General features: G+C 68.4%; 24 protein-coding genes and 10 pseudogenes. 21 read left to right on the top strand and 13 right to left on the bottom strand.

What is annotated here, in order from left to right:
* The first annotated feature begins 14 nt into the window (after positions 1 to 14).
* A complete protein-coding gene (locus GNX96_RS66500) occupies positions 15 to 344 on the top strand; it encodes a helix-turn-helix domain-containing protein (RefSeq protein WP_390624302.1) in 330 nt (109 codons plus the stop codon).
* Here the strand turns inward: GNX96_RS66500 and GNX96_RS43285 are convergent.
* The gene (locus GNX96_RS43285; RefSeq protein WP_279583047.1) at positions 238 to 978 is read right to left on the bottom strand and encodes a dihydrodipicolinate synthase family protein; all 741 of its coding nucleotides are present in this window, start codon (positions 976 to 978) and stop codon (positions 238 to 240) included. The two genes, GNX96_RS66500 and GNX96_RS43285, sit on opposite strands and share 107 nt — an antisense overlap.
* Positions 979 to 1,366: 388 nt before the next feature.
* Between GNX96_RS43285 and GNX96_RS43280 the strand changes: the two genes are divergently transcribed.
* Positions 1,367 to 1,906: a hypothetical protein gene (locus GNX96_RS43280; protein WP_163573321.1), complete on the top strand. Its 540-nt coding sequence runs from the start codon at positions 1,367 to 1,369 to the stop codon at positions 1,904 to 1,906.
* Here the strand turns inward: GNX96_RS43280 and GNX96_RS43275 are convergent.
* The 4 genes and pseudogenes from GNX96_RS43275 to GNX96_RS59685 form a co-directional block, all read right to left on the bottom strand.
* Positions 1,898 to 2,467, bottom strand: coding sequence for a GNAT family N-acetyltransferase (locus GNX96_RS43275; RefSeq protein WP_163573320.1), 570 nt, complete (start codon positions 2,465 to 2,467; stop codon positions 1,898 to 1,900). The two genes, GNX96_RS43280 and GNX96_RS43275, sit on opposite strands and share 9 nt — an antisense overlap.
* A 142-nt stretch (positions 2,468 to 2,609) precedes the next feature.
* The gene (locus GNX96_RS59695; protein ID WP_279583046.1) at positions 2,610 to 4,016 is read right to left on the bottom strand and encodes a GNAT family N-acetyltransferase; all 1,407 of its coding nucleotides are present in this window, start codon (positions 4,014 to 4,016) and stop codon (positions 2,610 to 2,612) included.
* Positions 4,017 to 4,044: 28 nt separating this feature from the next.
* Positions 4,045 to 4,098, bottom strand: a pseudogene (locus GNX96_RS59690) (hypothetical protein); the annotation flags it as partial.
* 80 nt (positions 4,099 to 4,178) lie between these two features.
* Positions 4,179 to 4,334 (bottom strand): hypothetical protein, encoded by a 156-nt coding sequence (locus GNX96_RS59685; RefSeq protein ID WP_279583045.1) that lies wholly within the window; start codon positions 4,332 to 4,334, stop codon positions 4,179 to 4,181.
* A 176-nt stretch (positions 4,335 to 4,510) separates the two neighbouring features.
* Here GNX96_RS59685 and GNX96_RS43260 point away from each other — a divergent pair, with 176 nt between their 5' ends.
* The 4 genes from GNX96_RS43260 to GNX96_RS43245 all read left to right on the top strand — a co-directional run bounded on the left by GNX96_RS43260 (position 4,511) and on the right by GNX96_RS43245 (position 7,562).
* A complete protein-coding gene (locus GNX96_RS43260; protein ID WP_279583055.1) occupies positions 4,511 to 5,332 on the top strand; it encodes a DNA glycosylase AlkZ-like family protein in 822 nt (273 codons plus the stop codon).
* A 199-nt stretch (positions 5,333 to 5,531) separates the two neighbouring features.
* On the top strand, positions 5,532 to 6,596 hold the full coding sequence (locus tag GNX96_RS43255; RefSeq protein WP_313885935.1) for a winged helix-turn-helix domain-containing protein: 1,065 nt from the start codon (positions 5,532 to 5,534) through the stop codon (positions 6,594 to 6,596).
* Between the two features lie 43 nt (positions 6,597 to 6,639).
* The gene (locus GNX96_RS43250; protein WP_279583044.1) at positions 6,640 to 6,906 is read left to right on the top strand and encodes a S41 family peptidase; all 267 of its coding nucleotides are present in this window, start codon (positions 6,640 to 6,642) and stop codon (positions 6,904 to 6,906) included.
* A gap of 92 nt (positions 6,907 to 6,998) precedes the next feature.
* Complete coding sequence (locus GNX96_RS43245; protein WP_279583043.1) at positions 6,999 to 7,562, top strand: DUF2752 domain-containing protein; 564 nt, start codon at positions 6,999 to 7,001, stop codon at positions 7,560 to 7,562.
* 89 nt (positions 7,563 to 7,651) lie between these two features.
* Here GNX96_RS43245 and GNX96_RS43240 read toward each other — a convergent pair whose 3' ends face one another.
* Positions 7,652 to 8,359 carry a DUF4097 family beta strand repeat-containing protein gene (locus tag GNX96_RS43240; RefSeq protein WP_163573318.1) on the bottom strand — a complete coding sequence of 236 codons (708 nt, stop codon included), beginning with the start codon at positions 8,357 to 8,359 and terminating at the stop codon, positions 7,652 to 7,654.
* Between the two features lie 203 nt (positions 8,360 to 8,562).
* A complete protein-coding gene (locus tag GNX96_RS43235; protein WP_163573317.1) occupies positions 8,563 to 9,081 on the bottom strand; it encodes a toxin-antitoxin system HicB family antitoxin in 519 nt (172 codons plus the stop codon).
* A 215-nt stretch (positions 9,082 to 9,296) separates the two neighbouring features.
* Here GNX96_RS43235 and thyX point away from each other — a divergent pair.
* The 3 pseudogenes from thyX to GNX96_RS43220 all read left to right on the top strand — a co-directional run bounded on the left by thyX (position 9,297) and on the right by GNX96_RS43220 (position 13,478).
* Positions 9,297 to 10,068: pseudogene (gene thyX / locus GNX96_RS43230) on the top strand (FAD-dependent thymidylate synthase).
* Positions 10,069 to 10,840: 772 nt separating this feature from the next.
* A pseudogene (dapA, locus tag GNX96_RS43225) lies at positions 10,841 to 11,764 on the top strand (4-hydroxy-tetrahydrodipicolinate synthase).
* A pseudogene (locus tag GNX96_RS43220) lies at positions 11,761 to 13,478 on the top strand (ribonuclease J). Before dapA ends, GNX96_RS43220 begins: the two co-directional pseudogenes overlap by 4 nt.
* Before the next feature lie 78 nt (positions 13,479 to 13,556).
* Here the strand turns inward: GNX96_RS43220 and GNX96_RS43215 are convergent.
* Positions 13,557 to 13,976: a PPOX class F420-dependent oxidoreductase gene (locus tag GNX96_RS43215; protein WP_163573316.1), complete on the bottom strand. Its 420-nt coding sequence runs from the start codon at positions 13,974 to 13,976 to the stop codon at positions 13,557 to 13,559.
* A gap of 628 nt (positions 13,977 to 14,604) precedes the next feature.
* On the opposite strand from GNX96_RS43215, the pseudogene GNX96_RS59680 reads away from it, so the two are divergent.
* The 9 genes and pseudogenes from GNX96_RS59680 to GNX96_RS43175 all read left to right on the top strand — a co-directional run.
* Positions 14,605 to 14,847 (top strand): annotated as a pseudogene (locus GNX96_RS59680) (hypothetical protein); the annotation flags it as partial.
* Positions 14,848 to 15,196: 349 nt separating this feature from the next.
* Positions 15,197 to 16,821: pseudogene (locus GNX96_RS67510) on the top strand (DNA translocase FtsK); the annotation flags it as partial.
* 338 nt (positions 16,822 to 17,159) lie between these two features.
* Positions 17,160 to 18,569 (top strand): nitrate- and nitrite sensing domain-containing protein, encoded by a 1,410-nt coding sequence (locus GNX96_RS43205; RefSeq protein ID WP_163573315.1) that lies wholly within the window; start codon positions 17,160 to 17,162, stop codon positions 18,567 to 18,569.
* Positions 18,545 to 20,236 carry a sensor histidine kinase gene (locus GNX96_RS43200; RefSeq protein ID WP_163573314.1) on the top strand — a complete coding sequence of 564 codons (1,692 nt, stop codon included), beginning with the start codon at positions 18,545 to 18,547 and terminating at the stop codon, positions 20,234 to 20,236. Before GNX96_RS43205 ends, GNX96_RS43200 begins: the two co-directional genes overlap by 25 nt.
* Positions 20,237 to 20,241: 5 nt before the next feature.
* The gene (locus GNX96_RS43195; protein WP_163573313.1) at positions 20,242 to 20,670 is read left to right on the top strand and encodes a hypothetical protein; all 429 of its coding nucleotides are present in this window, start codon (positions 20,242 to 20,244) and stop codon (positions 20,668 to 20,670) included.
* Positions 20,667 to 21,011, top strand: a complete 345-nt coding sequence (locus GNX96_RS43190) for a roadblock/LC7 domain-containing protein (RefSeq protein ID WP_452124511.1) — start codon at positions 20,667 to 20,669, stop codon at positions 21,009 to 21,011. The genes GNX96_RS43195 and GNX96_RS43190 overlap by 4 nt, the downstream gene beginning before the upstream one ends.
* Positions 21,008 to 21,280: a hypothetical protein gene (locus tag GNX96_RS67505; protein ID WP_452124510.1), complete on the top strand. Its 273-nt coding sequence runs from the start codon at positions 21,008 to 21,010 to the stop codon at positions 21,278 to 21,280. Before GNX96_RS43190 ends, GNX96_RS67505 begins: the two co-directional genes overlap by 4 nt.
* The gene (locus tag GNX96_RS43180) at positions 21,281 to 21,652 is read left to right on the top strand and encodes a DUF742 domain-containing protein (protein ID WP_163573312.1); all 372 of its coding nucleotides are present in this window, start codon (positions 21,281 to 21,283) and stop codon (positions 21,650 to 21,652) included.
* Between the two features lie 88 nt (positions 21,653 to 21,740).
* Positions 21,741 to 22,267: pseudogene (locus GNX96_RS43175) on the top strand (GTP-binding protein).
* A 252-nt stretch (positions 22,268 to 22,519) separates the two neighbouring features.
* On the opposite strand, the gene GNX96_RS59670 reads toward GNX96_RS43175, so the two are convergent.
* The 5 genes and pseudogenes from GNX96_RS59670 to GNX96_RS43155 all read right to left on the bottom strand — a co-directional run bounded on the left by GNX96_RS59670 (position 22,520) and on the right by GNX96_RS43155 (position 25,429).
* Positions 22,520 to 23,494: an Hsp70 family protein gene (locus GNX96_RS59670; protein ID WP_279583042.1), complete on the bottom strand. Its 975-nt coding sequence runs from the start codon at positions 23,492 to 23,494 to the stop codon at positions 22,520 to 22,522.
* 68 nt (positions 23,495 to 23,562) lie between these two features.
* Positions 23,563 to 23,691 (bottom strand): annotated as a pseudogene (locus tag GNX96_RS66480) (Hsp70 family protein); the annotation flags it as partial.
* Between the two features lie 229 nt (positions 23,692 to 23,920).
* Positions 23,921 to 24,142, bottom strand: a pseudogene (locus tag GNX96_RS66475) (Hsp70 family protein); the annotation flags it as partial.
* 70 nt (positions 24,143 to 24,212) lie between these two features.
* Positions 24,213 to 24,389 (bottom strand): nucleotide exchange factor GrpE, encoded by a 177-nt coding sequence (gene grpE, locus GNX96_RS66470; RefSeq protein ID WP_390624304.1) that lies wholly within the window; start codon positions 24,387 to 24,389, stop codon positions 24,213 to 24,215.
* Positions 24,390 to 24,862: 473 nt separating this feature from the next.
* Positions 24,863 to 25,429 (bottom strand): amino-acid N-acetyltransferase, encoded by a 567-nt coding sequence (locus tag GNX96_RS43155; RefSeq protein WP_163573309.1) that lies wholly within the window; start codon positions 25,427 to 25,429, stop codon positions 24,863 to 24,865.
* A gap of 56 nt (positions 25,430 to 25,485) precedes the next feature.
* Here GNX96_RS43155 and GNX96_RS59660 point away from each other — a divergent pair, with 56 nt between their 5' ends.
* From GNX96_RS59660 to GNX96_RS59650, 3 genes and pseudogenes are all read left to right on the top strand, one after another.
* The gene (locus GNX96_RS59660) at positions 25,486 to 26,169 is read left to right on the top strand and encodes a hypothetical protein (RefSeq protein WP_279583040.1); all 684 of its coding nucleotides are present in this window, start codon (positions 25,486 to 25,488) and stop codon (positions 26,167 to 26,169) included.
* On the top strand, positions 26,051 to 26,512 hold the full coding sequence (locus GNX96_RS59655) for a radical SAM protein (protein WP_279583053.1): 462 nt from the start codon (positions 26,051 to 26,053) through the stop codon (positions 26,510 to 26,512). Before GNX96_RS59660 ends, GNX96_RS59655 begins: the two co-directional genes overlap by 119 nt.
* Positions 26,509 to 26,997, top strand: a pseudogene (locus GNX96_RS59650) (hypothetical protein); the annotation flags it as partial. The gene GNX96_RS59655 and the pseudogene GNX96_RS59650, both read left to right, overlap by 4 nt.

The raw sequence follows: 26,997 nt of genomic DNA, 5'->3' as shown, positions 1-26,997 counted from the left end.
GCAGGCGTTGGCGTTTGCGGTGTCGGATTGTTTTGGCGTGTGCGGAAGGTCGGTCAAATACGCAGGTAGCGGCGGAGATTGGTGGGTCGCAGCCGACTGTGGGTAAGTGGCGGTCGCGGTTTGTGGAGTATCGGTTGGATGGGGTGGCCGATGAGCGGCGCCCGGGTCGGCCGCCGTCGATTTTGCTGGACAAGGTGGAGGAAGTTCTGGTCGCCACGTTGGAGCGGGAAAATCGACCTAACGCACCGGAGTCAGCTCAGCGTCCAACAGAAGCTCTCGTATCACCGAAATTTCCTCCGCGAGCAATGGAAGTTGAGGCGTCATCGTCTGAGGGCAGTCGATGATGCCGAGAAGATAGAGCGCCGCTTTGAAAGCTCCGAGCGCGCCAGCGGACCGTCCGATCCGGGCGGGGTCGGCGACGGTGATGATTCGGAAGAGCCGCAGCAGTCGTTCCTGTTCGGCGAGGGCGATTTCCCAGTTGTCATCGGTGGCCGCGTCGTAGAGAGCGACATAGCCGGCTGGGTCGACGTTGCCCAGGCCCGGTACGACTCCAGACGCGCCCATCCGCAGGGCGTTGTCCACGGTCAGCTCGGAGCCGGTCATGATCGAGGCGTTTTCCAAACCGGCGTCGGCGGCCATCGCGATCAGTGTTCGCAGTGAGCCGTCGTCGCCGCTGGAGTCTTTCACGCCGGCCACCGTCTCGTCCGCGAGCAGTCGCAGCACCAGGTCGGCGGGCAGCTTGCGGCCGACGGCGACGGGCAGGTCGTACGCGTAGACCCGCAGATCGCTGCTGCCGGCGATAGTCCGGAAGTGTCGCTCGATCTCGGCGGCGTTGATCCGGGCGTAGAACGGCGCGGTCGTCACCACCGCGGCGCAGCCGTATTTTTCCGCGTCCCGTACGTGATCGACGACCCGCATGGTCGTCATGTCGATGACACCGGCCAGCACCGGCACCGCACCAGCCACGCATCCGGTCACCACTTCGAGCACCCGTCGGCGCAATCGCGTCCGGCAGAAAAGCCACCTCGCCGGTCGACCCGAGCGCGAGGACGGCCGTGCACCCGGCCGCAAGGAGGCTGCTGGTGAGCCGCTCCAGCGAGCGTACGTCCACCTCCTGATCGGCGGTCAGTGGCGTACAGAGCGGGGGTACGACCCCGGTGAGGTTGGCGGGCACCCGGCGTTCCCTTCCTGAGGATTAGACATGGGACATCCTATGTCTAGTCCTTAAGGGAAGCAATGGGCCGTATCGTGCAACCGGTTGTCCGTTGTCTGCGTCTTCTAGGAGTGAGTAGCGTCGCAATTGAATGTTGGGCACGTTTTCGGAGTCCCCGACGTTTGATCGTTTGCCGTTGCTCTTCCGACGGTGATGGAAATCTGCACGGGGGTGGAAATGTCGCATTCGGCGGGGCATGCGCAGCGTCGGCGGCGCGGCCTGTTAGTCGGCATTGTGGCCGGATTGATCACTATTTCGCTGCTGCTTTGTGGCGGTGGTTTTGTGATGACGCAATGGATTGCGCAACGAAAGAGTAATGGGCCGGTGACCAATCGCCCGAATAAGTCCACCGGAATCGCGAATCCGACATCGGTGAATGTCCCCCCCAGCGGTCCGTCACACGAAGTGACCTATCAGGTGACGACCGGAAAAGCCGGCGCCGGACTGCTGAACAAGGTCACGTACACGGACGGGAACGGCCAGGCGCGCGCTATCGCGCAGGTCTACACCTCGCCGTGGGCGATCACCGAGGACATCAGCGTCAGCGTCACTCGACACGTCAGCCTGTACGCGCACAGTGACCCAGCCAGCGGCAAAGATCTCCTCACCACCTGCACAATTTCCGTCGACGGACGCAAAGTTGTCACCAAGAGCGCTAAAACAGCGGTCACCTGCGACGCCGTTCTACCCTAAATCCGCGTGCAACCTGACCTCGCGGATGAGGTCGCCGTTGGCGGAGAGCTCGCGGACGGTGCCGTCGGGTTGCCAGCCAGCGGAGGCGTAGAAGGACTGTGACGCGGTGTCGCCGGACAGGACCCAGGTGACGGCGTGCTCGGCGCCGTCGGCGCGGGCCAGATCGACCACCGCGGCGAGCAGCCGGCTGCCATGCCCGCGGCGGCCCCACCGTGGCTCCACCACCAGCGCCGGAATGGCGACCGTGGTGGCCGGGTCATGCAACGCCGAGCCGTGCGGAACCTCGACATCGGCCGGGTCGGCCGGTGCGGCGGCGGCGAAACCGACGGTGGTCGGGTCGCCGTCGCCGACCCGTTCGTACGCGACCAGGACCCGGTGCGCGGCGGTCGGTGGCTGCCCGACCGCCTCGCTCCAGCGAGCCGTCGCCGCTTCTGCTTCGACCCCGTCGAGGGCGCCGTCGGGCAGCTGCTCGGCGTACGCGATGCGCCAGGTCTCCAGCTGGATCCGGGCGATCTCGGCAGCGTCCTGTTCCACGGCGGTACGCACCGCAACCTCGGCCATGGGCCCGAGGCTAGCTCAGCCGCCGGAAGACCTACCGAAGCGGCTCCACTTGCCGAAGCCGGAGAAACTGTCCGACGCCGGCGACCTTGATGAAAAGCCTTTCGTACGCACTGAAATCCGTGCGCATTTTCCTGCACGAGTCTTAAAGCGCCGCCGGTCGGGCGTAGCGGACCTCTTCGATCTCGGTGCCTGCGGCTCCGGCGACCAGGTCGGCGATCGGGAACAGCTGGCTGCCGCCGTCCGGGGCGAAGCCCATCCGCTCGTAGAACCGGCGAGCGGCCGCATTCTCGGTGAGCACCCACAGCACCACCGGATCCATCCGGCGGCTCGCCAGCACCTCGGTCGCGGTCTTCAGCAGCGCCGCTCCCATGCCGCCGCCTTGGTGTTTGGGCAGCACATAGAGGGCGTTGATCAGGCCAATGGCCACCGCGTCCTTGGACGGCTCCGGCTCGACTCCGGCGAGCGATGCCAGGTAAGGGCCGGATCGTACGAACCCGACCACCCGCCCGGCGCGCTCAGCGACCTGGACGACCTTCGCCAGCGCTTCGGGCTTGCGTGGCCAGCGAGCCCTGTACATCTTCGCGTCCGCGATCGGGTCGAGCGCGGCCAGCGCCTGCTCCGGCATGATCCCGGCGTACGCCTGCCGCCAGGTCGTGACCCGAATCTCGGCGACCGCGGCGGCGTCCCGGCGGACCGCTGGCCTGATGATGAAGTCGCTCACCCCGTATAGCTCTACCAGCTCCGCCGCCGCCGCTTTCAGCCGATCCCGCAGCTCCGGTGGGTCGAGCACCTGCACGTCCGGGCCAAGTTGCAGCAGCTGGTGGACAGCGTGCGTGATCGACTCGGTGGGCAGCTCCGTACGCACCCAGCCGTCCGCGTCCGGCTCGGACATCTTCGCCCGGCCGGCCCGGCTGATGACCTGTCCCAGCAGGAAAAGCATCCGCTGGCCGTGCGGTGACAGCCGTACGGTCACGGTTTCCTTGTAGAGCAAGGCGGTCAGCTCGGCGTTCCGGGTCGACCAGTACGCCGCGAGGTCGAAGCCGGCCGGCCGCTCGAAGCTCTCGTCCAGCAGCGCTGCTTCCAGGATCCGGGACGCCCGGTACATCCGCGGCTCGCCATCCACCTGCGCGATCAGGTACCAGGTGCCGGCCTTCAGGACAATGCCGAGTGGTTCCAGGACGCGCTCGACGTCGGTACGGTTCCACCGCTCGTACCTCACCCGGATGCGAAACGAGTTCCACACCGCGTCCGCGACCAGTGCCAGCTGCGGCACGCTTTCGGCTTCGGTGAACCAGCCGGGCGCGTCCAGGTAGAAGCGCTCGGTCACCCGGTTCGCCCGCGACCGTAGTTCCGGCGGCAGCGCGGCCAGCACTTTCAGTTGCGCGGCCGCGAAAACCGTGCCGAGGCCAAGTTCGGCGGCCGGCCCCGGAATGCCGGCCAGGAACAGCGAGTCGGCCTCGTCGGGCGTCATGCCGGTCAGCCGGGTGTGATAGCCGTCGACCAGCTGGTAGCCGCCGGCCGGCCCGCGGTCGGCGTAGGACCGGCACACCGGCCGCTGACAGGGACTCGACGTCTCGGTAGATCGTTCGTACGGACACTTCCAGTTCGGTGGCCAGCTCTGGCGCAGTCATCCGGCCGCGGTTCTGCAGGAGCAGCAGCAGGTGCAGGAGTCGGCTCGCGCGCATGGACCGTATTCTGCCGCGCATTCCTGTCACGGGATGGCAGGTACGGCTGGCAGGATGGCCGCCATGGCGCAACAGATCGACCGGCGGCAGGTGCTCGCGTACCGGATCGCGGTCCAGCAGCTGGACGGCAGTGGAACCGACCTGGCCCAGCTCGCGGTGCTCGACCTGGGGCTGCCGGACATCAACGGCACGGCGGCTCAGCTGGCCGCGTCCGTACGACTGCGCGGCGAGGCTGACTTTTCCACCCTCGAACGGGTGTGGTCGTTTCGCGGTTCCCCGTACTATCACCGGCCAGCTGACCTGCGAGAACTCGCCGGAGAGCTGTGGCCGCTGAGCGAGAGCGACGCCCCAGCCGAGGCTGGGCTGGCAGCGCAAGCAGGTGACGTCCACCGGGACGAGCGCGCTGGACGCGCTGACCGAGGTCGCCGAGGCGATGTTCGTCGAGGTCTCCGGGGCGAAGCGGGCGCTGACCAAGGGCATGCTGAGCACCGCGGTGACGGCCCGGATCCGGCCGGAGCTGTCCTGGTGGTGCGCCGGGTGCAAGTCCACTCACGTGTCCGAGCAGTTGATGCGGCTCGGTGGGCTGCCGGCCGGGCTCCGGCTGGAGCCGGAGTCCAGTCCGCTGAACATCAGCGCCCTGCCTCGTTGGCCAGGCGTGCCGGCCAAGCCGCTCGGCGTGCAGCGGATCATCGACGCCTATCTCCGCTTGTACGGGCCAGCCGCACCCGCCGATGTCGCCGGCTATCTCGGCACTACGCGGACCGCGATCCTGCCGGCCTGGCCGACCGATCTGGTGCAGCTGGACGTGTCTGGGCGATCGGCTTGGCTGCCGGACCAGCTGGTTGATGTCGTACGGGCGGCAAAACCAGCGCCGCTGGTCCGGCTGCTCGGCGCCGGCGATCCGTATCTGCAGAGCCGCGACCGCGATGTGCTGGTGCCGGACAAGGTGGCGCAGAAAGCGATCTGGCGAATTCTCGGCAATCCCGGCGCGGTGCTGGTGGACGGCGAGATCGTCGGAACCTGGCGGGCGAAACAGGGCGGCAAGTCGCGTACTGACCTCACCGTCACCGAGTTCGGCGTCATCGATCCGGACGCTCGCGACGAAATCGCCGAAGAGGCACGCAGAATCACCGCGATGCGGGGTGTTCCGGACGTACGGGTCACGTACGTGGGCGGCTGACTCGACCTTGGCCGGCGGGAGGGGAGTGTCGTAGCCGGCGGGTACGGTGCCAGGGTGGCGGAGATGTCGGCAGGACAGGCGCGGCGGGTGGCGTTGGCGGCGCAGGGGTTTACCGACCCGCGGCCCAAGGGCGCCGCGGACCTGCGGGGGTTGCGGCGGGTGTTCGGGCGGGCGGATCGGGCTGATTCAGATCGACTCGGTGAATGTGCTCGTACGATCGCACTACTTGCCGCTGTTCAGCCGGCTTGGGGTGTACAAGCCGGAGTTGTTGGAGCGTGCCGCGTACGGTCGCCAGCGCGAACTTTTCGAGTATTGGGGCCATGTCGCGTCGCTGCTCCCGGTCACCACCCAGCCGTTGCTGCGCTGGCGGATGGAGCGGGCCGCCGTCGACTCGTGGGGGATGATCCGGCGGCTGCAGGAGGAGCGGCCCGGTTTCATCGAGGAAGTCAGGAAGATGGTCGCCGAGCTTGGCCCGGTGTCGGCCGGCGACATCGCTGAGCCGCGACAGCAGAAAGCCGGCCCGTGGTGGGACTGGGACGACACCAAAAGCGCGATGGAGTGGCTTTTCTACACCGGTGAGATCACCTGCTCGACCAGACGCGGCTTCGAGCGCGTGTACGACCTGACCGAGCGGGCGCTGCCACCGGAGGTCGTCGCGACCCCGACGCCGGAGCCGGCGCAGGCACATCGCGGTCTGATCAAGATCGCCGCGCACGCGCTCGGGGTGGCGACCGAGCCGGAGCTGCGAGACTACTTCCGGCAGAGCCCGGCGGACAGCAAGCGCGCGGTCGCCGAGCTGGTCGAGGCCGGCGAGCTCACCGAGGTCAGCGTTCAGGGCTGGTCGGCGCCGGCCTATCTCGACCCGGCGGCGAAAATCCCGCGCAAGGTGGACGCGACCGCGCTGCTGTCACCTTTTGATTCGCTGGTTTTCGAACGAAAGCGCACCGAGCGGATCTTCGGCTTCCGCTATCGGCTGGAAATCTACGTGCCAGCGCCAAAACGCGTCTACGGCTACTACGTCCTGCCGTTCCTGCGCGGTGAGTCGCTGGTCGCCCGGGTCGACCTCAAAGCCGATCGGCAGGGCAGTCTGCTCCGGGTGCCGGCGGTGCATTCGGAGATCGGTCACGACCTTGGCGGGATCTGCGAGGACCTGGCTGGTGAACTGCTGCGGCTGGCCGACTGGCTGGGCCTGTCCGGCGTCGCGCCACCGGTCGCCGGCGACCTCGCCAAACCGCTGAAAGCCGCGCTTAACAAGCAAAAATAACTTCAAGCCCACCATCGGCAATGGGTCGTACGGACAGCGAAGCGTGGTGCGCTTTTCGCGATGGCGGCGACGACTGCTGGGGGCTTTCGCGCACGGCAAGGGGTGGAGTTTCTGCTGTTACAGCGCCGACCACTGCGTGCCGAACCGGACCGACAACAGTGTGCCGCTGCTGGATCTGCCGCTGGCCGTCCTGACGGACCGTAGCTGCGCGTCCGCCTGCGACGCGTTCAGCGCGGCCGTGAAGGACCTCAAGCTCGGGACGCTGATCGGCAGTCGTACGGCCGGGACCCCGCGTTGGCGGCGGCGATAGGCCGTTCAGGTGCCCCATCGTCGGCTCGGCTGATGCGCCGCGCGTGTACCGTGAAAGCTGTTCGAACAGCAGCCGAGTGAGGAGACACCGCGGTGGCGGATGTGCTGGTACGGCCGGGGGAGTCGGCGACCGACGGTGACGGGCATTCGCACCAGCCGGCGCTGTCGTACGGCATCGGCGGCCCGCCGTGGGGCTGGCGGCTCGGCAGCACGGTGACCGGCCGTCGGGGATTGCCGGCGCTGATGGTGCGGCACTCGTGGCTGGCCCCGATGGCGGTGCTGTTCTGCATGCTCGCGTCAGTGGGTTGGGTGCTGTCCCACGACCCTGCGGACACCCAGCCCGACCCGTTCGGGCAGTGTTTGTTCCGGTCCCTGACCGGCCTGGACTGCCCAGGCTGCGGTGGCACCCGGATGGTGTGGTATTTGCTGCACGGCCAGATCGTCCAGGCCGCCCGCTTCCACCTTTTCGCGCTGGTGTCGATCCCGATCGTCGTTTACGCGTACGTGGCCTGGGCGGCGAAGCGGATGTTCGGCTGGCGGATTCCGACCTGGCGGCCGGGCAACCGGTTCTGGATCGGCTTCGCGGTGGTGGGCATCCTCTACTACCTGGTGGTCCGCAACCTGCCTTTCGAGCCGTTCCTTTACTTCCGGGTCTGAGCTTTCCCCTTCTCGACCCAGAAATCCGGCGGTGGTTCGGCCCCCGAGAGACCGAGATCGGGCCGAACCACCGCCGTGGTTTTGTTTCGCTATTTCTCCAGCTGGACCTCAGTGGCGGATCCAACCGGGCTTTCGGTGAAGACCTTCTGGGTGGAGACGGTCGCGGGCGCGTCCGGAGCGCGGACGACGCGTACGTTGCCGCTCAGCGAGCGCAGCCGCAGGGACAACTCCGGGCGGCCGCTCGCCGGTTTGTCGGTGACGGGGAGTTCGCTGGACGCCCGGCCGCTCATCGCGGTGGCGTCGATGAAAACGCCGACGCCGGCCGGTACGCCGACGGTGATGTTGCCGGACGCGGCCTGGACGGAGACCTCGCCGGCGTACGCGCGCTCGATCTCGATCGCACCGGACGCGGCGGTGATCTTCGCGCCGGCCCGGATGGCTTCGATGCGGATCCGCCGCTGGCGCAGTTCGCGATGAGGGGACCGCCGGCGTCGCGCGACCCGCAGGTCGCCGCTGCCGCTGTGATAGCGCAGCCGGCCGTGGATCTGGTCCACCTCGACGTTGCCGCTGCCGCATTCGACGTTCACGTCACCGGTCGCGGTCTCGATGACCGTGTCGCCGGCGCCGGAGCGGCTGTGCACGTCTCGCAGCACGCCGACCGTGCGCAGGTCGGCACTGTGCACCCGGCTCTCCACCGAGCTGCCGCGCGGCGCGGTGACCGTCACCCGCAGCCGTACCGGCCGGCGCATGAAGCCGCTGCGGTCGGGGGGGGGACTGGATGCTGATGAGATCGCCATGCTGCTCGACGGTGGTGCGGCCGATCACCTCGGCGGCCCGGTCGTCGCTGCCGGACATCGCCTGGATGTCGACCGTGGTCTTGGTGACGTCAGCCGTAGTCACCGTGATGTCACCTGCCGCCAAGCGGATGGTGAGGCGGGTCGGGCGTGGGGGGGTATCGAACTCGTACACGAGGAAGCTCCTTGGAGTGAGAGAAGGTCGGTCAGCCCTGGGCGAAGCCGGTGATCCGGTTCGACTTGTGTGCCGGTTTGCTCCAGTTGTCCCAGTCGCTGTGGCGGTGCGACTCGGGCTTCCAGGAGCGGACGGCGCGGACGATCCAGGCGTTGACGCTCATGCCCTCGCTCGCCGCGGCCTGCTCGACATGGCTTTTGATCTGTTCGGGCATCCGCAAGGTGAAGCGGGCCGAGTAGCTCTCGTTCGGGTCGGGCTCGGGATCGGCCGTCCGGTCAGCGGCCTGCGGCGCCTCGGCCGGCGGGGTCACCACCATTTCGACCTCCCGGCCGCGGATGCGTACCTGCACCTCGGCGGGGTAGTCGTTGGCGGCGAGGCCGGCGGTCACGTCCTCGGCGGCATCGGACAGGACCTCGATGAGGCCCAGCCGGGCGGCTGAGTCGACCGCCTTGGCCAGCAACTCGCCGGCCTTCGCGATCTCGGGGTTTCCGGTATGGGCGACCGCGACGAGCTCGCGGCGAAGGTTGTCGATGTGAATGTTCAGGTCCATGACGCCATCATGACACCATCTATGACGCCACGCAAGAGGTGATGGTGTCGGATCTGGTGTCAGGTGATGTCGGGTACCGCGTCGCAGCTGCTTCGGCGTTGCGCTTCAGGGCCCGCAGGCAGCCCTTGTACAGTCGGATGACCGCCTTTCCCTGCCGTACGCGGCGGTCATCCATCTCCCGTCACAGCGGGACCGAGCACTCGCCGGAGTCATCTGTGTCCAACGAACCAGCGGGCCCCACCCTCGTCCAGCCGCGGGTCGAGGTCATCGCGTACACCCACTTCGAGCCGCCCGCCGACGTGCCGTGGGAGACCGACGCGGACGGTGGCGAGGCGCTCGCCGAGTTCGCCGGCCGGGCCTGTTACCAGTCGTGGAAGAAGCCGAACCCGTCGACCGCGACCAACGCCGGCTACCTGACGCACATCCTCAACGTCGGGCACCTGTCCGTCCTTGAGCACGGCACCGTGACGTTCTATATGACCGGCGTGTCGCGGTCCTTCACCCACGAGCTGATCCGGCACCGGCACTTCTCGTACAGCCAGCTGTCCCAGCGGTACGTGCCCGAGCGCGACGCCGCGATGGTCGAGCCGGACGTGATCGCCGACGACCCCGAACTGCACGCGAAGTTCGTCGCCGCCGCCGAAGCCAGCCTCACCGCGTACACGGAGCTGCTGGAAGGCCTGGAAAAGAAGTTCGCGGACGTACAGAACGCGACCCTTCGCCGCAAGCAGGCCCGCCAGGCCGCCCGCGCGGTGCTGCCCAACGCCACCGAGACCAGGATCGTGGTGACCGGCAACTACCGCGCCTGGCGGCACTTCATCGGCATGCGCGCGAGCGAACACGCCGACGTGGAGATCCGCGCGATCGCCATCGACTGCCTGCGTGAGCTGCAGCGAGTCGCCCCCAACGTGTTCGCCGACTTCACCATCGGCACACCTCGCCGACGGCACCGAGGTGGCCCACAGTCCCCTTGTTGCGGAGAGCTGACCGACCGCTCAACTCAGGGTGAGAAAACTGCCGGAAAATTTGTTGCAACAGGTGTAACGCCGCAGGCACCCCCTGCGATGTTCGTAGTGAGCCTCGTGACGTTTCGGACCCCCGACCGGCGCGTCACGGGGCGTTTTCTGTCCGCTGAAGAGCGCGGACATCGACGCTCCTGTTATTGCCCTGGGGGCCAAGCCCCCAGACCCCGGCCGGGGGCAAGCCCCCGGACCCCCGTTTTGCTCCTTGCGTCGGGTCGTTGGTGCGGTTGGGAGTGGACGAGCTACGGATGGTTCACCACATCTGCGGTTGGGTGTTCGGGTGGTTCGTTGTCCGACTTTTTCGGTGCGTCGCGGGGCGTTTTCTGTCCGCTGAAGAGCGCGGACATCGACGCTCCTGTTATTGCCCTGGGGGCCAAGCCCCCAGACCCCGGCCGGGGGCAAGCCCCCGGACCCCCGTTTTGCTCCTTGCGTCGGGTCGTTGGTGCGGTTGGGAGTGGACGAGCTACGGATGGTTCACCACATCTGCGGTTGGGTGTTCGGGTGGTTCGTTGTCCGACTTTCGGTGCGTCGCGGGGCGTTTTTTGTCCGCTGAAGAGCGCGGACATCGACGCTCCTGTTATTGCCCTGGGGGCCAAGCCCCCAGACCCCGGCCGGCGCGCGCAGGACCGAGTGTCCCGAAGAGGGTTCCGGTGGTTGCGGTGAGGAAAGTGATGCGGGTCCTTATGGACGTTTCTGCTGCCGGGTGGCGTGGGGGGCGTCCGATAGCCTGCAGGGTTATGAGGACCACTAAGGACCCCACCCGGCCGTTCGGCCGGGCGCTGACGGCGATGGTCACGCCGATGAAGCCTGATGGCGGCGTCGACGTCGACGGCGTCCAGCGGCTCGCGACCCACCTGGTCGACAGCGGGGGCAACGACGGCCTGGTGATCAATGGCACCACCGGGGAGTAGTATCCGACTCTTTCGGATCCGGAAAAGGAAATCGTGCTGCGGGCCGCGGTGGAGGCCGTGGGCGACCGCGCCACCGTGATCGCCGGCGCCGGCAATAACGACACCCGGCATACGCTCGAAGTCATCGCGACCGCTGAGAAAGCCGGTGTGCACGGCCTGCTGCTGGTCAGCCCGTACTACAACAAGCCACCGCAGGAAGGGCTCTACCAGCACTTCGTGACGGCTGCGAACTCGTCCGACCTGCCGGTGATGCTCTACGACATCCCCGGGCGTACGGGCGTGCCGATCGACACCGAGACGCTCGTACGGCTGGCCGAGCATCCGCGAATTCTCGCCGTGAAGGACGCCAAGGGCGACCTCGCGTCGGCCTCGTGGGTGATGGCGCGTACGAACCTGGCCTACTACTCCGGCGAGGACATGCTTAACCTGCCGCTCTACAGCGTCGGCGCGGTGGGGCACGTGTCGGTCGTCGGGCATGTTGTCGGTGCGCGGCTGCGCGCCATGTTGGACGCGTACGAAGCCGGCGATGTCGCCACCGCGACCCGGCTGCACCACGGCCTGCTGCCGGTCTACACCGGCATTTTTCGTACGCAGGGCGTCATTTTGACCAAGGCCGCGCTGCGGCTGCTGGGACTGCCAGCCGGACCAGTCCGGCTGCCCCTTGTTGATGCGACCGACGAACAGGTCGCCGTACTGATCGAAGACTTGGTGGCGGGCGGAGTCGCGCTGCCGGAGAAGGCGGGCGCGTGAAAGCGGAAAATCCTCAGGTCGCTGGCACCGGACGGCGCGAACAGCCGTCCGCACCACCGGCGCTGCCAGACGGCGCGCTGCGGATCGTGCCACTGGGTGGGCTCGGTGCCATCGGTCGGAACATGACCGTGTTCGAGTACGGCGGCAAGCTGCTGATCGTCGACTGTGGTGTGCTTTTCCCGGAGGCGGACCAGCCCGGTGTCGACCTGATCCTGCCGGACTTCTCGGCGATCGAGCACCGGCTCGACGACGTCGAGGCCGTCGTGCTCACCCACGGCCACGAGGACCACATCGGTGGCGTCCCGTATTTGCTGCGGCTGAAGTCCGACATTCCGTTGATCGGCTCCCGGTTCACCCTCGCGCTGATCGAGGCGAAGCTGCGTGAGCACCGCATCCAGCCGTACTCGATGACGGTGAAGGAAGGCGACACCGAGCAGCTCGGCGAATTCTCCTGCGAGTTTTTTTCGCGGTCAACCACTCGATTCCGGACGCGCTGGCCGTTGCTATTCGTACGCCCGCGGGTGTCGTCCTGCACACCGGCGACTTCAAGATGGACCAGTTGCCGCTGGACGGCCGGCTGACCGACATCGGCGGTTTCGCTCGCCTGGGTGCCGAAGGTGTCGACCTGCTGCTGTCCGACTCGACCAACGCCGAGGTTCCGGGTTTTGTTACGCCGGAACGCAAAATCGGGCCGGTGTTGGACGACGTGTTCCGGTCGGCGAAAGGCCGGATCGTGGTCGCGTCTTTCGCGAGCCACGTACACCGGGTGCAGCAGGTTCTCGACGTCGCCGCCGCGCACCATCGCCGGGTCGCTTTTGTCGGCCGGTCGATGGTACGCAACATGGGGGTGGCTCGTGACCTTGGATTGTTGCGAATCCCGGGAAATCTGATGGTGCCGCTGGACGAGGCGGCGACTTTGCCCGGCAACCAAGTGGTTTTCATGTCGACGGGTTCACAGGGCGAGCCGATGAGCGCGCTCGGGCGGATGGCGTCCGGAGATCACCGGCACATCACGATCCAGTCGGACGACACCGTCGTACTGGCGTCGAGTTTGGTGCCAGGCAACGAGACCGCGGTCTACCGAGTGATCAACGGGCTGTCTCGGCTCGGCGCCACGGTGATTCACAAAGAGGTCGCCATGGTGCACGTGTCCGGCCACGCGCCGGCCGGTGAGCTGCTCTACCTGTTGAACGTGACCCGGCCGAGCAACGTGATGCCGGTGCACGGCGAGTGGCGGCACTTGCGGGCACACGCCCGGTTGGCCGTGCTTTCCGGCGTACCAGCCGAAAACGTCGTGCTCGCCGAGGACGGCGACGTGGTCGACCTGATCGACGGCGTGGCTCGGTTGACCGGCCACCTCGACAACCGGTATGTGTACGTCGATGGACTGCACGTCGGCGATGTCGGCGAGTCCTCGCTGACCGAGCGGCGGATTCTGGGCGACGAGGGTTTCATCGCGGTCACCGTCGTTGTCGACTCGGTCACCGGCAAGGTCGTCGGCGGTCCTTTCGTGAACGGCAAGGGATTCTCCGACGACCCGGCCGCTTTCGAGCCGGTCCTGGCGCTCATTACCGAGGCACTCGACCGGGCCGCGCAGGATGAGGTCAGCGATCCGCACCAACTCCAGCAAATCGTCCGCCGGATCGCCGGAAAATGGGTCTCGGACAAGTACCGCCGCCGCCCGATGATCATCCCGACGGTCCTGGAGGTCTGACCCACCTTCTCGTCCGCAACGCCCCGTTACTTGCGCCAGCCGCAAGCAGCGGGGCGTTGCGGACGTCCGGGGTGGAGGCTACGTCCAGGGGCTGACGCCGCGGATGTGGTCGGGCTTGATGCGTACGACGTAGCCGGCGGGCGGGGTTTCGTCGCCGGGCGGCCACTTCGAGCCCTGGCCCATATAGACCTGCGCGAACCGCTGCAGGAGTTCGGCGGCGCCACCTTCGGTGATGGTCGCGGTGCCCTCGATCACCAGGTAGTTGTCCAGGCCGTGCTCGTTCTTCCCGCCGATTTCCAGCGAAAGCGACACTCGCGGGTCGCGCTGGAGGTTCCGCAACTTCTTGTACAGCCCGAAATGCGCACTGACGATCTCGTCGCCGTCGGTGCCGATCCAGATGACCGTGACCTGCGGGCTGCCGTCTTCGTTGAGCGTCACCATATGGGCCAGATGGCCGGCGTTCAGAACCTCTTTCAGAGGGTCAGTCAGAAGTGTCATGGCTGCGCCAACGCTGATCCGCGGTGATCTTGTTCCCCCCTGTCGTACGACAGGGGGAAGGTGGGGTTGGGACGGATGAGGGGGATGACACGGGTGGTAAAGGGGTGGTAGGTGGGAAGCCAACCGGTAGCGTGGAGCCCATGCCTACCCGAGCCAGCTCGACCGCCGCCCGTGGGCGTACCGGCGGTACGGCCGGCACCCGCGTCGGCGGGCGCGGTGGTTCGACCCGCTCATCCGGTACGCGTGCCGCTGCCGGCCAGCCGCGCGGGTCCCAGTCGCGCGGGTCATCGTCCGGTCGGCGCGCGCGCGGCCAAAACGGCCAACCGGCGGTCAACGCCCGCACCGCCGCAACAGGGCGTGTTGCTGGCGATCGTGGTTGGCATCGGCCAGCTCATCGGCGGCATCTGGATGCTGTTGGCGCGTACGGTCGGCTGGCTGGCCCGTGCGGTGTTCCGGCAGGCCGCCACCGCGCGCGCGCGCGCTGGATCCCGCGCATCGCCGGGACGGCGCCGGGTTCGCGCTGCTCGCGCTGGCCATCCTGTGCGGCGCCAGCATCTGGTTCGCCACCGCGGGTCCGGTCGGCGCGATCATCGCGCTCGGCCTGCACACGGTGATCGGCGCGGCCGCGATGGCGGTGCCGGTGCTGCTCGCGGCGGCCGGGATCAAGCTGCTGCGGCAGGCGCCGGAAGAGGGCACTGCCGGCCGCGGCGTGGTCGGCTGGACCGCGCTGGCCATCGGCGTGCTCGGGCTGATGCACCTGATCGCCGGCTCGCCGGACAAGCTGGAGCTGCGCCAACACGCTGGCGGCATGGTTGGCGTCTTCACCGGCGGACTGCTGGCCAAAGCGGTCACCGGGTGGGTCGCCGCGCCGGTGCTCACCCTGCTGTCGATTTTCGGGGTCCTGGTGGTCACCGCGACGCCGATCAACACCATCCCGGCCCGCGTTCGGGCGCTGCGCGACTGGTTGTCCGGCCACGACGGCGAGGACGACGACGAGGACGAGAACTACCACGACGACGAGGGACAGCCAGGAGACCGAGGCGCTGGACGCCGACGCCCTGCGTGCCGCGGTGGCCGCCGAGACCGCCGCCGAGGCACCCCGTCGTCGTACGTCCCGCCGCCGGCAGGGCGCGCTCTCCAAGGACCCGGACGTTTTCGACGTGGACGGCGAGGCCACGCTGGCCCGCGCCGCCGCCGACGCGGCCGCCGTGACCGGCGAAGCGGTGCCGGCCGAGATTGCGGCCGCTGCCCCGGCGGTCGTGCCCACTCCGCGTACGCGCAAGCCCGAGCCGCCGGCGCACTCGCCGGTGCCGACCCGGGCCGAGCAACTCGCGCTGACCGCGGGGGAGGGCGACTACCGGCTGCCGCCGCCGAACATGCTCAAGGCCGGCCCGCCCGGCAAGACCCGCAGCAAGGCCAACGACACCGTTATCGAAAGCCTGACCACGGTTTTCGAGCAGTTCAATGTGGACGCGGCGGTCACCGGCTTCACCCGCGGCCCGACGGTGACCCGCTACGAGATCGAGCTCGGTCCGGCCGTCAAGGTCGAGCGGATCACCGCGCTGTCCCGGAACATCGCGCTGTCGGTGAAGAGCCCGGACGTACGGATCATCAGCCCGATCCCGGGAAAAAGCGCGGTCGGCGTCGAGATTCCCAACACCGACCGGGAAGATGTCAACGTCGGCGACGTTTTGCGCAGCAACACGGCAACACGGGACCACCATCCGATGCTTGTCGGCCTGGGCAAGGACATCGAGGGCGGGTATGTCGTCGCCAACCTGGCGAAGATGCCGCACATCCTGATCGCCGGCGCGACCGGCGCCGGCAAGTCGGTCTGCATCAACACGCTGCTGGTGTCGATCCTGTCGCGGGCTACCCCGGACGAGGTCCGGATGGTGTTGATCGACCCGAAGCGGGTCGAGCTGACCTCGTACGAGGGGGTGCCGCACCTCGTCACTCCGATCATCACCAGCCCGAAGAAGGCCGCCGACGCCCTGCAGTGGGTGGTCCGCGAGAGATGGACATGCGGTACGAGGACCTCGCGGCCTCCGGAGTACGGCACGTCGACGACTTCAACCGCAAGGTCCGCAGCGGCGAGATCACCGCTCCACTGGGCAGCGAGCGGGTCTATCGCCCGTACCCGTATCTGCTGGTCATCGTGGACGAGCTGGCCGACCTGATGATGGTCGCGCCACGCGATGTCGAGGACTCGATCGTGCGGATCACCCAGCTCGCCCGGGCCGCCGGCATCCACCTCGTACTGGCGACCCAGCGGCCGTCCGTCGACGTGGTGACCGGTCTGATCAAGGCGAACGTGCCATCCCGGCTGGCGTTTTCCACGTCGTCGCTGGCGGACTCGCGCGTCATCCTGGACCAGCCCGGTGCGGAGAAGTTGATTGGCCGCGGCGATGGTCTTTTCCTGCCGATGGGCGCAAGCAAGGCGATGCGGCTGCAGGGTGCCTGGGTCAGCGAGCAGGAAATCACCGACGTTGTCGAGTTCTGCAAGAACCAGCGCGATCCGGAGTTCCGCGAGGACGTGACGGCGCCGGCCAAGGTGAAGAAGGAAGTCGACGAGGACATCGGCGACGACCTCGACGTGTTGTTGCAGGCCGTGGAGTTGGTGGTGTCCACTCAGTTCGGCTCCACCTCGATGCTGCAGCGCAAGCTGCGGGTCGGGTTCGCCAAGGCGGGCCGGCTGATGGACCTGATGGAGAGCCGCGGCATCGTCGGCCCGAGCGAGGGCTCCAAAGCCCGCGACGTACTCGTCAAACCCGACGAGCTGGCCGGCATGATGGCGATCCTGCGGGGCGAGCCCGCCGAATCATCGGATGTGTCGGAACCGTAAACATCCGATGTCTGGCACTTGACCGTGCAAGGTGTTACTTTCCGTCACGGCCGTTTCACTCGTACGAGTCGGCCGCCGGATGACCGTCAGTTGTTATTCTGTTGCCGAAAGGTCTGTACCGCACAGGTAAAAGCAATCCAGATCGCACAGAAATGGTTTTCCGCTACGTTCCGTTGCGGCACGGCAACAATGTGGCGCTAAGTAGCTGTGGTTCTTGGCGCGATACTGCCGATGCCTTCTGTTTCGGTCGGGTGCCTCGCTAGGCTGTCGAGCACTGCTGCCCCCTCGGTCCGGCAACCCACCTGCCTGTCCGGCCCGTCTGTCCTTCACGAGGTGAGATGCGAGCCCGCCGTCACCAGTCCATCCGTTCCCGGCTGACCGCACTCCTGATCGTGCCGTTGGTGTCGCTGCTGGCGCTCTGGGTGCTGGCAGTCGCACTCACCAGCGGCAGCGTGGTGCAGTATCTGGGCGGGCAGACAGCACAGGACACGTACGGGGGACCGGCCAGCAAGCTGATCGCCGCGCTGGAGGCGGAACGGCGCGCGTCGCTGGTGTTCATTGGCAGCAGCCGCTCGGTCGGGCAGTCCGACATGATCGCGCTGCGGAACAAGTCGGACACCGCGGTCAGTGACTTCCGCCGGCTCACCAACGACGGGCAGGGCGGCTTCCTGGTGGACTCGTCGGTCCAGCAGGCCGCGGTCACCGCGATCTCGGACTTCCCGCGGCTGCAGTCGCTGCGGCTCACCGTGGACGCCGTGGTCAGCCCGCTGGAGGTGCTCGGGTCGTTCACCGACCTGATCAACGAGCAGTTCTCGGTGCTCGACCGGATCGCCGCCACCAGCAACGCCGACACCATCGTGCCGGCCAAGAACCTGGTCGACCTGATGCGCGGCCGGGAGGCGTTGTCCCGGGAGGACGCGGTCGTCGCCTGCGCACAGGCGTCCGGCACCTTCACCGCCGACGAGTACACAGCCTTCGCCGGCCTGGTCGGCACTCACGCGGCGCTCTACAACCTGGTCGTGACGCAGCTCGACAAGACTGCCCAGAGCGGATACCAGCAGGTCACTCAAAGCCAGGCGTACGCGGGCCTCGGCGCCGCCGAGCAGCGGATCATCTCCCAGGGTGGGCCGAACAAGCCGGTGCCGGTCAGCGCCGCCGATTGGCAGTCGCTGTCCAGCCAGGTGCTCGGCTCGCTCGACAAGTGGAACGAGTCCGTCACGACCGCCGCCTCCGGGCGTACGACTGGCGCCACCGTCACCGCGTTCGTGCTGCTGGGTCTCGCCGGCCTGCTCGGGTTGGTAGCGGTGGTCGCGTCGCTGGTCTTCTCGGTAAGGGTGTCCCGCCGGCTGATCAAGCAGCTGCGCCGGCTCGGCGGTTCCGCGCAGGACATGGCCACCAAGCAACTGCCGGCAGTCGTCGAGCGGCTGCGGCAGGGCGAGAAGGTGGACGCCGACATCGAGGCGCCCGCGCTGGAGTACGGCTCGGACGAGATCGGTCAGGTCGGCGACTCGTTCAACGCCGTACGACACACCGCGGTGCTGGTCGCCGTCGAGCAGGCCAACCTGCGGGCCGGCATCAACACCGTGTTCGTGAACATCGCCCGGCGCACCCAGGGCCTGGTCCACCAGCAGCTCAGCCAGCTGGACGCGATGGAGCGCAAGGCCACCGACCCGTCCCGTCCGATCTGGACGACCTGTTCCGGATCGACAACCTGGCCACCCGGATGCGCCGCAACGCCGAGAACCTGATCATTCTCGGCGGCGGGGCGCCCGGCCGGCAGTGGCGCCAGCCGGTGCCGCTGGTCGACGTCATCCGCAGCGCCGCGGCTGAGGTCGGCGGTTATTCGCGCGTACGAGTGCTGCCGATCGGCGACGGAGCGTTGAACGGCTCAGCGGTCAGCGACCTGACGCACCTGCTGTCCGAGCTGATTGACAACGCCGTCTCGTTCTCCCCGCCGCACACCCAGGTGCAGGTCACCGGTCAGCTGGTGCCCAAGGGCTTCGTGGTCGAGATCGAGGACCGCGGCCTGGGCATGCAGGGCGACGAGATGACCGCGGCGAACCGCTACTTCGCCAACCCGCCCGAGTTCAACGTGCTGGCGATCTCCGACAACTCCCGGCTGGGCATGTTCGTGGTAGCTCGGCTGGCGGCCCGGCACAACGTGCACGTGTCGTCGCTGCGTTCGTCGCCTTATGGCGGCACCAGCGCCATCGTGCTCATCCCGTCCAATCTGATCTCCACCAGTGCCGGCGCGGACCGCGCGCCGGCCGAGCCGAAGGCGTTGGTGGGTGCCGTCAGTGGTAGCGGCCACAACGGGTACGGCGACCCGGCGGCCTCGGTCGGCACCCTGTCCGAGCTGGAGGCGGCGCCCAGCGGCGGACCGGCGCAGGGGTCGGGCGGCTCCACCGGCGGGCCGCCGAACGGCTTCACCCTCACCTCGGCCCCCGACCCGTACGCACAGGGCGAACCCGACGACCGGGTCACCGGCGGCACCATCGACAGCGGTTTTTCGACGGCGGGTTCGCTGGGCCGCCGGAGAACCTGTACGACCAGAGCGCCGCGGATGAGCGGGTCACCGGTGGCACCATCGACAACAGCTACGACGAGGCCAGCGAGTACGAGGACGCCTCCAGCGCGGTGGAGGCGGAGGCTTGGGCCACCGGGCCGCAGGCGGTGCCGGACCTGCCGCCGGAGCCCGAGCCGGCCGCGCCTTCGCCATACGGCGCGCCGGTCCCGGCGCCGCTGGATATCCGCAACGGCTACGGCACCCCGGCGGTCGATCGGGCCGAGTTCATCCCGTTTGTACGACCCGACGACCAGCCCGACGACCTGCTGGAACGACGGTCCGGCGGGGCGCACCGGATGCCACCGGGATCGCCGCCGCCGGGGTCGCCCACCACCCAGCTGCCGGTCCCGCCCACGACGGTGGTCCCGTTGCCCGCGGCTGGCCCGTCCGGCCTGCCACCGGCCGCGCCGACCAGGGCGTATCCGACGAGCTCACCCACCGGCGGATATCCGACGAGTGGGCCGACCGGCGCCTACCCGAGCGGTCCGGCTGGTTCGTACCAGAGTCCGCAGGCCGGCCCGCAGCCGCCAGCTGACCTCCCGTCGTACCCACGCGGCCCCGTGCAGAGCCCGTCGCCCACCCTGCCGCCTCCGCAGGCCCAGCCACCGAGCAGCCAGCCATCGAGCGGCCAGCCATCCAGCGGGCCGCCGGCGGCACCTGCCGCGCCAGAAGCCGTGCCATCGCCGCCGTACCCGCAACGGCAGCCTGCCCAGCCAGTGGCTCCACCCCAGCCGCCAGCGGCCAGCCCGCAGACGAGTCGTCCGGTGGGCCAGCCCGGCCCCGCGCAGCCGGTTAACCCTGTGCAGCCGGTTAACCCCGTGCAGCCAGTTAACCCAGTGCGCCCGGTGAGCCCGGTGGGGCCGCTCGCGACCGGGCCGGTGCGGATGGTGCCGCCGCTGCCACCGGTGCCGGGGGTGCCGCCGATCTCGGCGCCCGGCCCGGCTGGGCGTACGGACCAGCGTGGTCCGCAGTTGGGCGATCACCGCGGGCTGCCGCGGCGGATCCGGCAAGCCAGCCTGTCGCCGCAGTTAGCAGAGGTGGTGCCGCCGCCACAGGAGCCGGACGGCCCGCCGGTGGAGCACCGCAGCGCCGACGACGCCCGCCGGCTGATGGCCGCCTATCAGCAGGGTTCCTGGCGCGGCCGGTCCGCGCCGGCGGACTGGTCGGCCCAGTCGCCGCTCGGATCGCCGGCCGGCTCCGGACCCGGTGGACGGGCACGGGATGATGCGGCGCAGCACAACGTGGGACACCACCCGAACGGGGACCGAGGAGCTGACGGATGACGCAGAAGACCAATGCGCTGGGCCAGCTGAACTGGCTGTTGGACGATTTGGTGGAGCGAGTCCCGGGAGTCCGTGACGCCGCTGTGCTGTCGGCCGACGGCCTGCTGGTCGGTGGCTCGGCGGGCCTGGACCAGGCCGCCGCCGAGCACCTGGCCGCGGTCGCGTCCGGCCTGCAGAGCCTCGCCCGCGGCGCCAGCCGGCATTTCGGCGGTGGTCCGGTACGGCAGACCATCATCGAGATGGAGTCCGCCTTCCTGTTCGTCACGGCGGCCGGCAGCGGCTCCTCGCTGGCCATCATCGCCGCCGCGGACGCTGACATCGGCCGGTGGCGTTCGAGATGAACCTGTTGGTCCGCCGGGTCGGACAGAGCCTGAGCACCTCCCCACGCAACCAGCCGCCGCAGGCCGGCCCCGGCCGCGGCGCCGGTCCAGTGGTGCCCGGCACCGCCGGGCCGGCTCGTGGCCCGGTCGGACCGCCATCGGGCGTGCCGACCGGCCCACGGCCTGGTTCGGTGCCCGGCCCGGGGCGGCTCGGCCCCGGCATCACCGGTTCCGGTCCGGCTCCCGGTTTCCCCACCGGTCCGTCCCGGTTACCTGGTCGAGAGCCGTAAATGGAACCCACCGGCGGCGTCTGGTACGACGAGTCAGCGGGTCCGCTGGTTCGGCCGTACGCGGTCACCAAGGGCCGGACCCGGCCGGCCGCGGCGAAGTTCGACCTGATCTCGGTCGTCATCGCCACCCAGCCGGCGGACGGCGGGCCGGGCCTGGAGCCCGAGCATGTCAAGATTCTTCAGTTGTGTCGTCAGCCGTTGTCGGTGGCGGAGATAGCAGCCCACGTCAACTTGCCCGCGGGAGTGGTCAAAGTTCTGCTCGATGATCTTCTGCAACGCGATGCGATCGCCGTTCGCGCGCCCATGACGCGCGCCCGGCAGTCGAACAAGCGGGTCCTCAAGGCGGTGATCAATGGAATACGGGCCCTCTGATTCCGAGCCCGGTCACGACGGCACCGAGGAACTCCCCACCGCCATCAAGATCCTGATCGCCGGTGGTTTCGGTGTCGGCAAGACCACCATGGTCAGCTCGGTCAGTGAGATCGAGCCGCTGCGTACCGAGGAGGTCATCACCGACCAGAGCCTCGGCGTGGACGACATGGTCGGCGTGGAAGCCAAAACCACCACCACGGTCGCGATGGACTTCGGTCGTATCACGGTGGACTCCGGGTTGCTGGTCTACCTTTTCGGTACGCCCGGCCAGGACCGTTTCTGGTTCATGTGGGACGAGCTGGTCTACGGCGCCCTCGGTGCGATCGTGCTGGCCGACACTGCCGGCTGGCCGACAGCTTCTCCGCCGTCGACTTCTTCGAACGCCGGAACACGCCCTTCATCGTCGCGGTCAACTGCTTCGACGGCGCTCGGCGCTACCCGCCGGAGGACATCCGGATCGCCCTCGACCTCGATCCCGACGTGCCGGTCCTGCTCTGCGACGCCCGCCACCGGGAATCCAGCAAAGCGGTCCTGATCACCCTCGTCGACTACGTGATGAGCCTGCTTCCCGACGAAACCGAGGAAACCGACGCACCCGCCCTTGGCGCCCGCTGACTTTCCGGTCCACCGCGAAACCGTCAGATCCCCCGACTACCTTTTGTATTCGGGGGATCTTTTTCTCGGCGGACGAAACAGAAGAAGCTAGTGTCCTGCGCCCGAAGTTCGCTACTTTCTCCGGCGCCCAGACGGCGTCTGAGAGCATCGGAGAATCGCCCACATACCACCAGTATGAGGACGATCCTCCGGCGCACTCAGGCCACCGTCTGGATCACCGAATATAAAGCAACGAACTTCGAACCCAGGACACTAGCGGACCTTGATCACGGCGAGCCGGTCGCGGACGGCGGGAATGTCGGCGTCGCTGATATTTCCCACCCGCAAACGGAAATCGTGCGGCTGGGCGCCTTGCTCGGGGTTGAACTCGGCGCGCAGCAATCCGCCCCTGGTCATCGACAGGGTCAGCTCTACCGGGGTGCCGGCGGGCATGGCGGGCGCGAGCTTCACACTGCCCAGGGCTACCAACCGATTAGCGGTCGGGTCGGGGGACTCGGTCGGGCCGGCCTGTTCGACGATCTGGACGGTGAGGCTGGTCTGGTTGTCGGCACCGGTGAAAAGGGTGGCGGTGGCGGCGGCCGGCAGCGGGTCGTTGCCGTGGATGAGGTGGACGACCGAGTCGTACTCGCCATCCGAGCACATGATCCCGACGCTGCGCGGCACCACCGGGCGCAGGCTCTGGTTGGCGAGCCGCTCCTCCTGCTCGGGGGACAGGCCGGTACGGCGGGCCAGCCGCTGGGCATCTTCGACGCGGCCGGCGGCGACCATCCGGTGGTAGATCTGGTCGAAGCCGTACCGGGCCGCGCCCTTGGCGACCGCGAGTTCGGGCTCGTGCAGCCGGGGCTGCAGACCGAATTCGGCGATCAGCCGGTCGGTCACCGCGGGCATCCGGGACGAACCGCCGACCAGGATGATCTCGTCGACCTTCGGGACGCCTCGCTGCGCGGCGGCCGCGAGGGCGTTCCGGGTGATCTCGATGGCTCGGTCGAGCAGGTCCAGGGTGCGGGTCTCGAACTCGCCGCGGGTCAGCTCGATCGTCGCCACCAGGCCCTCGTGGACGATGCGTACGGTCTGGCTTTCCTCAGACGACAGCCGGATCTTCGCGTCCTCGACCTGATGCCGGATGTCGTGCAGCGTGCCGGCGTCGTCGAACGGGTGCGACGAGCCGGGATGCGCGGCGAAGAACTCCTCGACCAGCTGCTCGGCCAGCCGGTCGTCCCAGTCCACGCCACGCCACCGAGTTCTGGGTCGCCGCCGGTGCAGATCTCCTCGACCTGGTTGCCGCGTACGGCGATGACCGTGATGTCGAAGGTGCCGCCGCCGAGGTCGAAGATCAGGATCGTCTGTTCCTGGTCATCAGCCGGATCCAGATCCAGCACGCCGTACGAGATGGCCGCCGCGATCGGCTCGGAGATCACGTCGATGACCGACAGCCCGGCCAGTTCGCCGGCGATCCGGGTGGCCTCGCGCTGCTGGGTGCCGAAAGGACGCCGGCACCGCGATGACCGCGGGTGTCGGGCCGTCGTCGTCCTCGTCCAGCGCCTCGCTGCCGCGGGTGAAGGCCTCCGCGTCGTTCACCAGTCGGCGCAGGATCAGCGCGGAGATCTCCTCCGGTGTGAACACGTCGCCGTGCATCGCGACCGAGTGGTTGCTGCCCAGCTCGCGTTTGATCAGGTCCACGACCAGGTCCGGCTGGATGACCGCGGTGTCCTTGGCCTCCTCACCGATGACGACCTCGGTGGCTGACGCGAAATACGCCACCGACGGGATCGCGTCGGTGCCGTCGGCTGTCTGGATCACCGCCGGCCGGCCGGTGACGTCGAGGTAACCCAGGCTCGAGTACGTCGTGCCAAGGTCGACTCCGTAAACAACCACGGCGGATCCCTCTCCTCTTATCCCCACCCGAGACAGCCCCCACCTGTGACGACAACACTGCCGTCGGTGTCTACGTCGCCGACCCGTGCTGGCCGACGACCACGTCGGCCCGCCGAAGGACGGTCTCACCCCGTACGAACCCAGCGGACACCATTTGTACGACCGCGCCGTCCCAGCTCGGGTGGTCCACCCGGACAGTCTCCACCGGCCGGTGCATGCTCGCGTCGTAAAGCTCGCCGGCCTTCACCTCGAAGGCCTCCACGCCGATCCGGCCGAGCACTTCGAGCACTTCCTCGGCGAAGGCGGTGAACAGCGCGCCGACCTGCTCGGCGAAGACCCCGAACAGCGGGTCCGTCCTGCGTCGGTGGCTGGTCGGCGGACTGGGGCTGACCCTCGGTGCTGGCCAGCTGCCAGCGAGCCGCCTCCCGGCTGGACAGGTCGTAGAGCCGGTAAAGGCCGCCGCGGACCGGTTCCAGGGTGGTGTCGAGCTCGCTGCGGCGCAGGGTCTGGTTCTCCCCGTGCAGCCGGTCGATCAGCTCCTCCCGAAAGGACGCACGCTCCTGCTCGCGAGCCACGAGAGCGTTCAGGTCGGTGATCGCCGACCGGATCTCGAACAGCTCGTTCTGCACCGGGTCCGTCGAGTACGGGATAGCCATCCACACCTCCTCCGCCATGCGCGCCCGCTTGTCGCACAAGATTCTCCGGTACGAATGGGGCGGATTACCAGGGGGCACCGCCACCGCTTCGAGCCGTCACCGAATGACTACAGGACCAGGAGCATTCGGGTGTTTTTCCCAGCGTATTGGGTTTCACGTACTCCAGGTCGAGAAACTCCGCGACGCCTTCGTCATACGAGCGGCGCATCTGCTCGTACACCTCGGCTTCGACCGGCGTTCCGGAAATGGTCTGGAATCCGTGCCGTTCGAAGAACTTTCGCTCGAACGTCAGGCAGAACAGCCGTTCCAGGCCGAGTTCGCGAGCGGTCCGCAGCAGCTGCGCCATCAACAGGTCGCCGATCCGCCGGCCGCGCCACGACTGGTCCACCGCGAGCGTACGAATCTCGCCGAGGTCCTGCCACAACACGTGCAGCGCCCCGCACCCGATCACCACGGACAGATCGTCCGCCGGGCAGGCGACCCAGAATTCCTGTACGTCCTCATAAAGCGTGACCGGCGCCTTTTCCAGCAGGATCCGCTTGCCGGAATAGAAGTCCACGAGACCCGCGATCCGCGCCACGTCGGCGGTACGCGCGCGCCTGACGGCGATCTCCTGGTGCACGACCGGCAACCCTACCTCGACCCCGGGGGACCCTGCCGGAGGCGGTTGGCACGTAGGCTGTCTGGGTGCCTGCCCGACCAAGCGTTCAGGAATCCATCGAGCGACCCGCTGGACGGGTGGCGTTGGTCACCCTGGGCTGCGCCCGCAACGAGGTCGACTCCGAGGAGCTGGCCGGCCGGCTGGCGGCCGGCGGCTGGGAGCTGTCCGAGGACACCGAGGGCGCCGACGTTGTCCTGGTGAACACGTGCGGCTTCATCGAGCAGGCGAAAAAGGACTCGGTCGACACCATCCTGCAGGCCACCGACAGCGGCGCGAAGGTGGTGGCGACCGGCTGCATGGCCGAGCGTTATGGCAAGGAGCTCGCGGAGGCGATGCCGGAGGCCGACGCGGTGCTGGGCTTCGACCACTACCCGGATATCTCCGACCGCCTGCTGGCTGTCCTGTCCGGCGAGAAGCTGCCGTCCCACGTGCCGTCGGACCGCCGCAAGTTGCTCCCGATCAGCCCCGTCGACCGGGCCGCGGCGACCGCGTTCGTGCCCGGCCACACCCAGGACCTGCCCGCCGGCGTCGCGCGCGGCGTCCGGCCCCCGAGTGCTGCGCAAGCGCCTGGAGGGCGGCCCGGTGGCGCCGCTGAAGATCGCCTCCGGCTGCGACCGACGATGCGCTTTCTGCGCCATCCCGTCCTTCCGCGGTGCCTTCACCTCGCGCCGGCCGGCGGAGCTGCTGACCGAGGCCCGCTGGCTGGCTGAGCAGGGCGTCCGAGAGCTGGTCCTGGTCAGCGAGAACTCCACCTCGTACGGCAAGGACCTCGGCGACCCGGCGCTGCTCGCGAAGCTGCTGCCGGAGCTGGCGGCCATCGAGGGCATCGTGCGCGTAAGGGCGAGTTACCTGCAGCCCGCCGAGCTGCGGCCGGAGCTGGTTGAGGTCATCTGCAACACCCCGGGTGTGGCGGCCTACCTGGACCTGTCGTTCCAGCACGCCAGCGAGCCGCTGTTGCGCCGGATGCGCCGGTTCGGCTCCCGCGAGCGGTTCCTGGAGCTGCTGGCGACCGCCCGTGCGATGGCACCGGAGCTGGGGCGCGTACGAACGTGATCGTCGGCTTCCCGGGCGAGACCCGCGACGACGTGCGGGAGCTGGAGCGGTTCCTGAACGAGGCCAGGCTGGACGCGGTCGGTGTCTTCGCGTATTCGGACGAAGAAGGCACCGAAGGCGCCAACCTGCGCCCAAAGGTCAAGCCGGACACCATCACCCGCCGACAGGACAAGCTGAGCCGGCTGGTCGAGGAGCTGAGCGCGCAGCGGGCCGAGGAGCGGATCGGCACGCACGTCGACGTGCTCGTCGAATCGATCGATGAGGGTGCGGCCTCCGGACGAGGCGAGCACCAGGCGCCCGAGGTCGACGGCGAGGTCGCGGTCGACCTGGCCGGGCACCAGGTCCAGGTCGGCGATCTCGTACGCGCGAAGGTCACCGGCAGCCTCGGGGTCGATCTGACCGCGGAGCTGGTCGAGGTGATCTCAGGCCCGCCGAGAGAGTCCCGCGATGAGCACCCCGGCGGGGCCCCGCTGGTCAACCCGGCC

The sequence above is a fragment of the Fodinicola feengrottensis genome (assembly GCF_010993775.1).
Lineage (GTDB): Bacteria > Actinomycetota > Actinomycetes > Mycobacteriales > HKI-0501 > Fodinicola > Fodinicola feengrottensis.
This window is presented reverse-complemented; position numbering and strand designations above follow the sequence as displayed.

What these genes read in the sequence shown, in the direction of transcription:
- GNX96_RS43240 (WP_163573318.1), bottom strand. Translation starts at nt 8,359, where the DNA reads ATGGCGATCTCATCAGCATCCAGTCCCCCCCCCGACCGCAGCGGCTTC.
- GNX96_RS43190 (WP_452124511.1), top strand. Translation starts at nt 20,667, where the DNA reads ATGACGCAGAAGACCAATGCGCTGGGCCAGCTGAACTGGCTGTTGGAC.
- GNX96_RS67505 (WP_452124510.1), top strand. Translation starts at nt 21,008, where the DNA reads ATGAACCTGTTGGTCCGCCGGGTCGGACAGAGCCTGAGCACCTCCCCA.
- GNX96_RS43280 (WP_163573321.1), top strand. Translation starts at nt 1,367, where the DNA reads ATGGAAATCTGCACGGGGGTGGAAATGTCGCATTCGGCGGGGCATGCG.
- GNX96_RS43215 (WP_163573316.1), bottom strand. Translation starts at nt 13,976, where the DNA reads ATGACACTTCTGACTGACCCTCTGAAAGAGGTTCTGAACGCCGGCCAT.
- GNX96_RS43275 (WP_163573320.1), bottom strand. Translation starts at nt 2,467, where the DNA reads ATGGCCGAGGTTGCGGTGCGTACCGCCGTGGAACAGGACGCTGCCGAG.
- GNX96_RS43235 (WP_163573317.1), bottom strand. Translation starts at nt 9,081, where the DNA reads ATGGACCTGAACATTCACATCGACAACCTTCGCCGCGAGCTCGTCGCG.
- GNX96_RS43200 (WP_163573314.1), top strand. Translation starts at nt 18,545, where the DNA reads ATGCGCCGCAACGCCGAGAACCTGATCATTCTCGGCGGCGGGGCGCCC.
- GNX96_RS43180 (WP_163573312.1), top strand. Translation starts at nt 21,281, where the DNA reads ATGGAACCCACCGGCGGCGTCTGGTACGACGAGTCAGCGGGTCCGCTG.
- GNX96_RS43205 (WP_163573315.1), top strand. Translation starts at nt 17,160, where the DNA reads ATGCGAGCCCGCCGTCACCAGTCCATCCGTTCCCGGCTGACCGCACTC.
- GNX96_RS59685 (WP_279583045.1), bottom strand. Translation starts at nt 4,334, where the DNA reads ATGTCCGGCAGCCCCAGGTCGAGCACCGCGAGCTGGGCCAGGTCGGTT.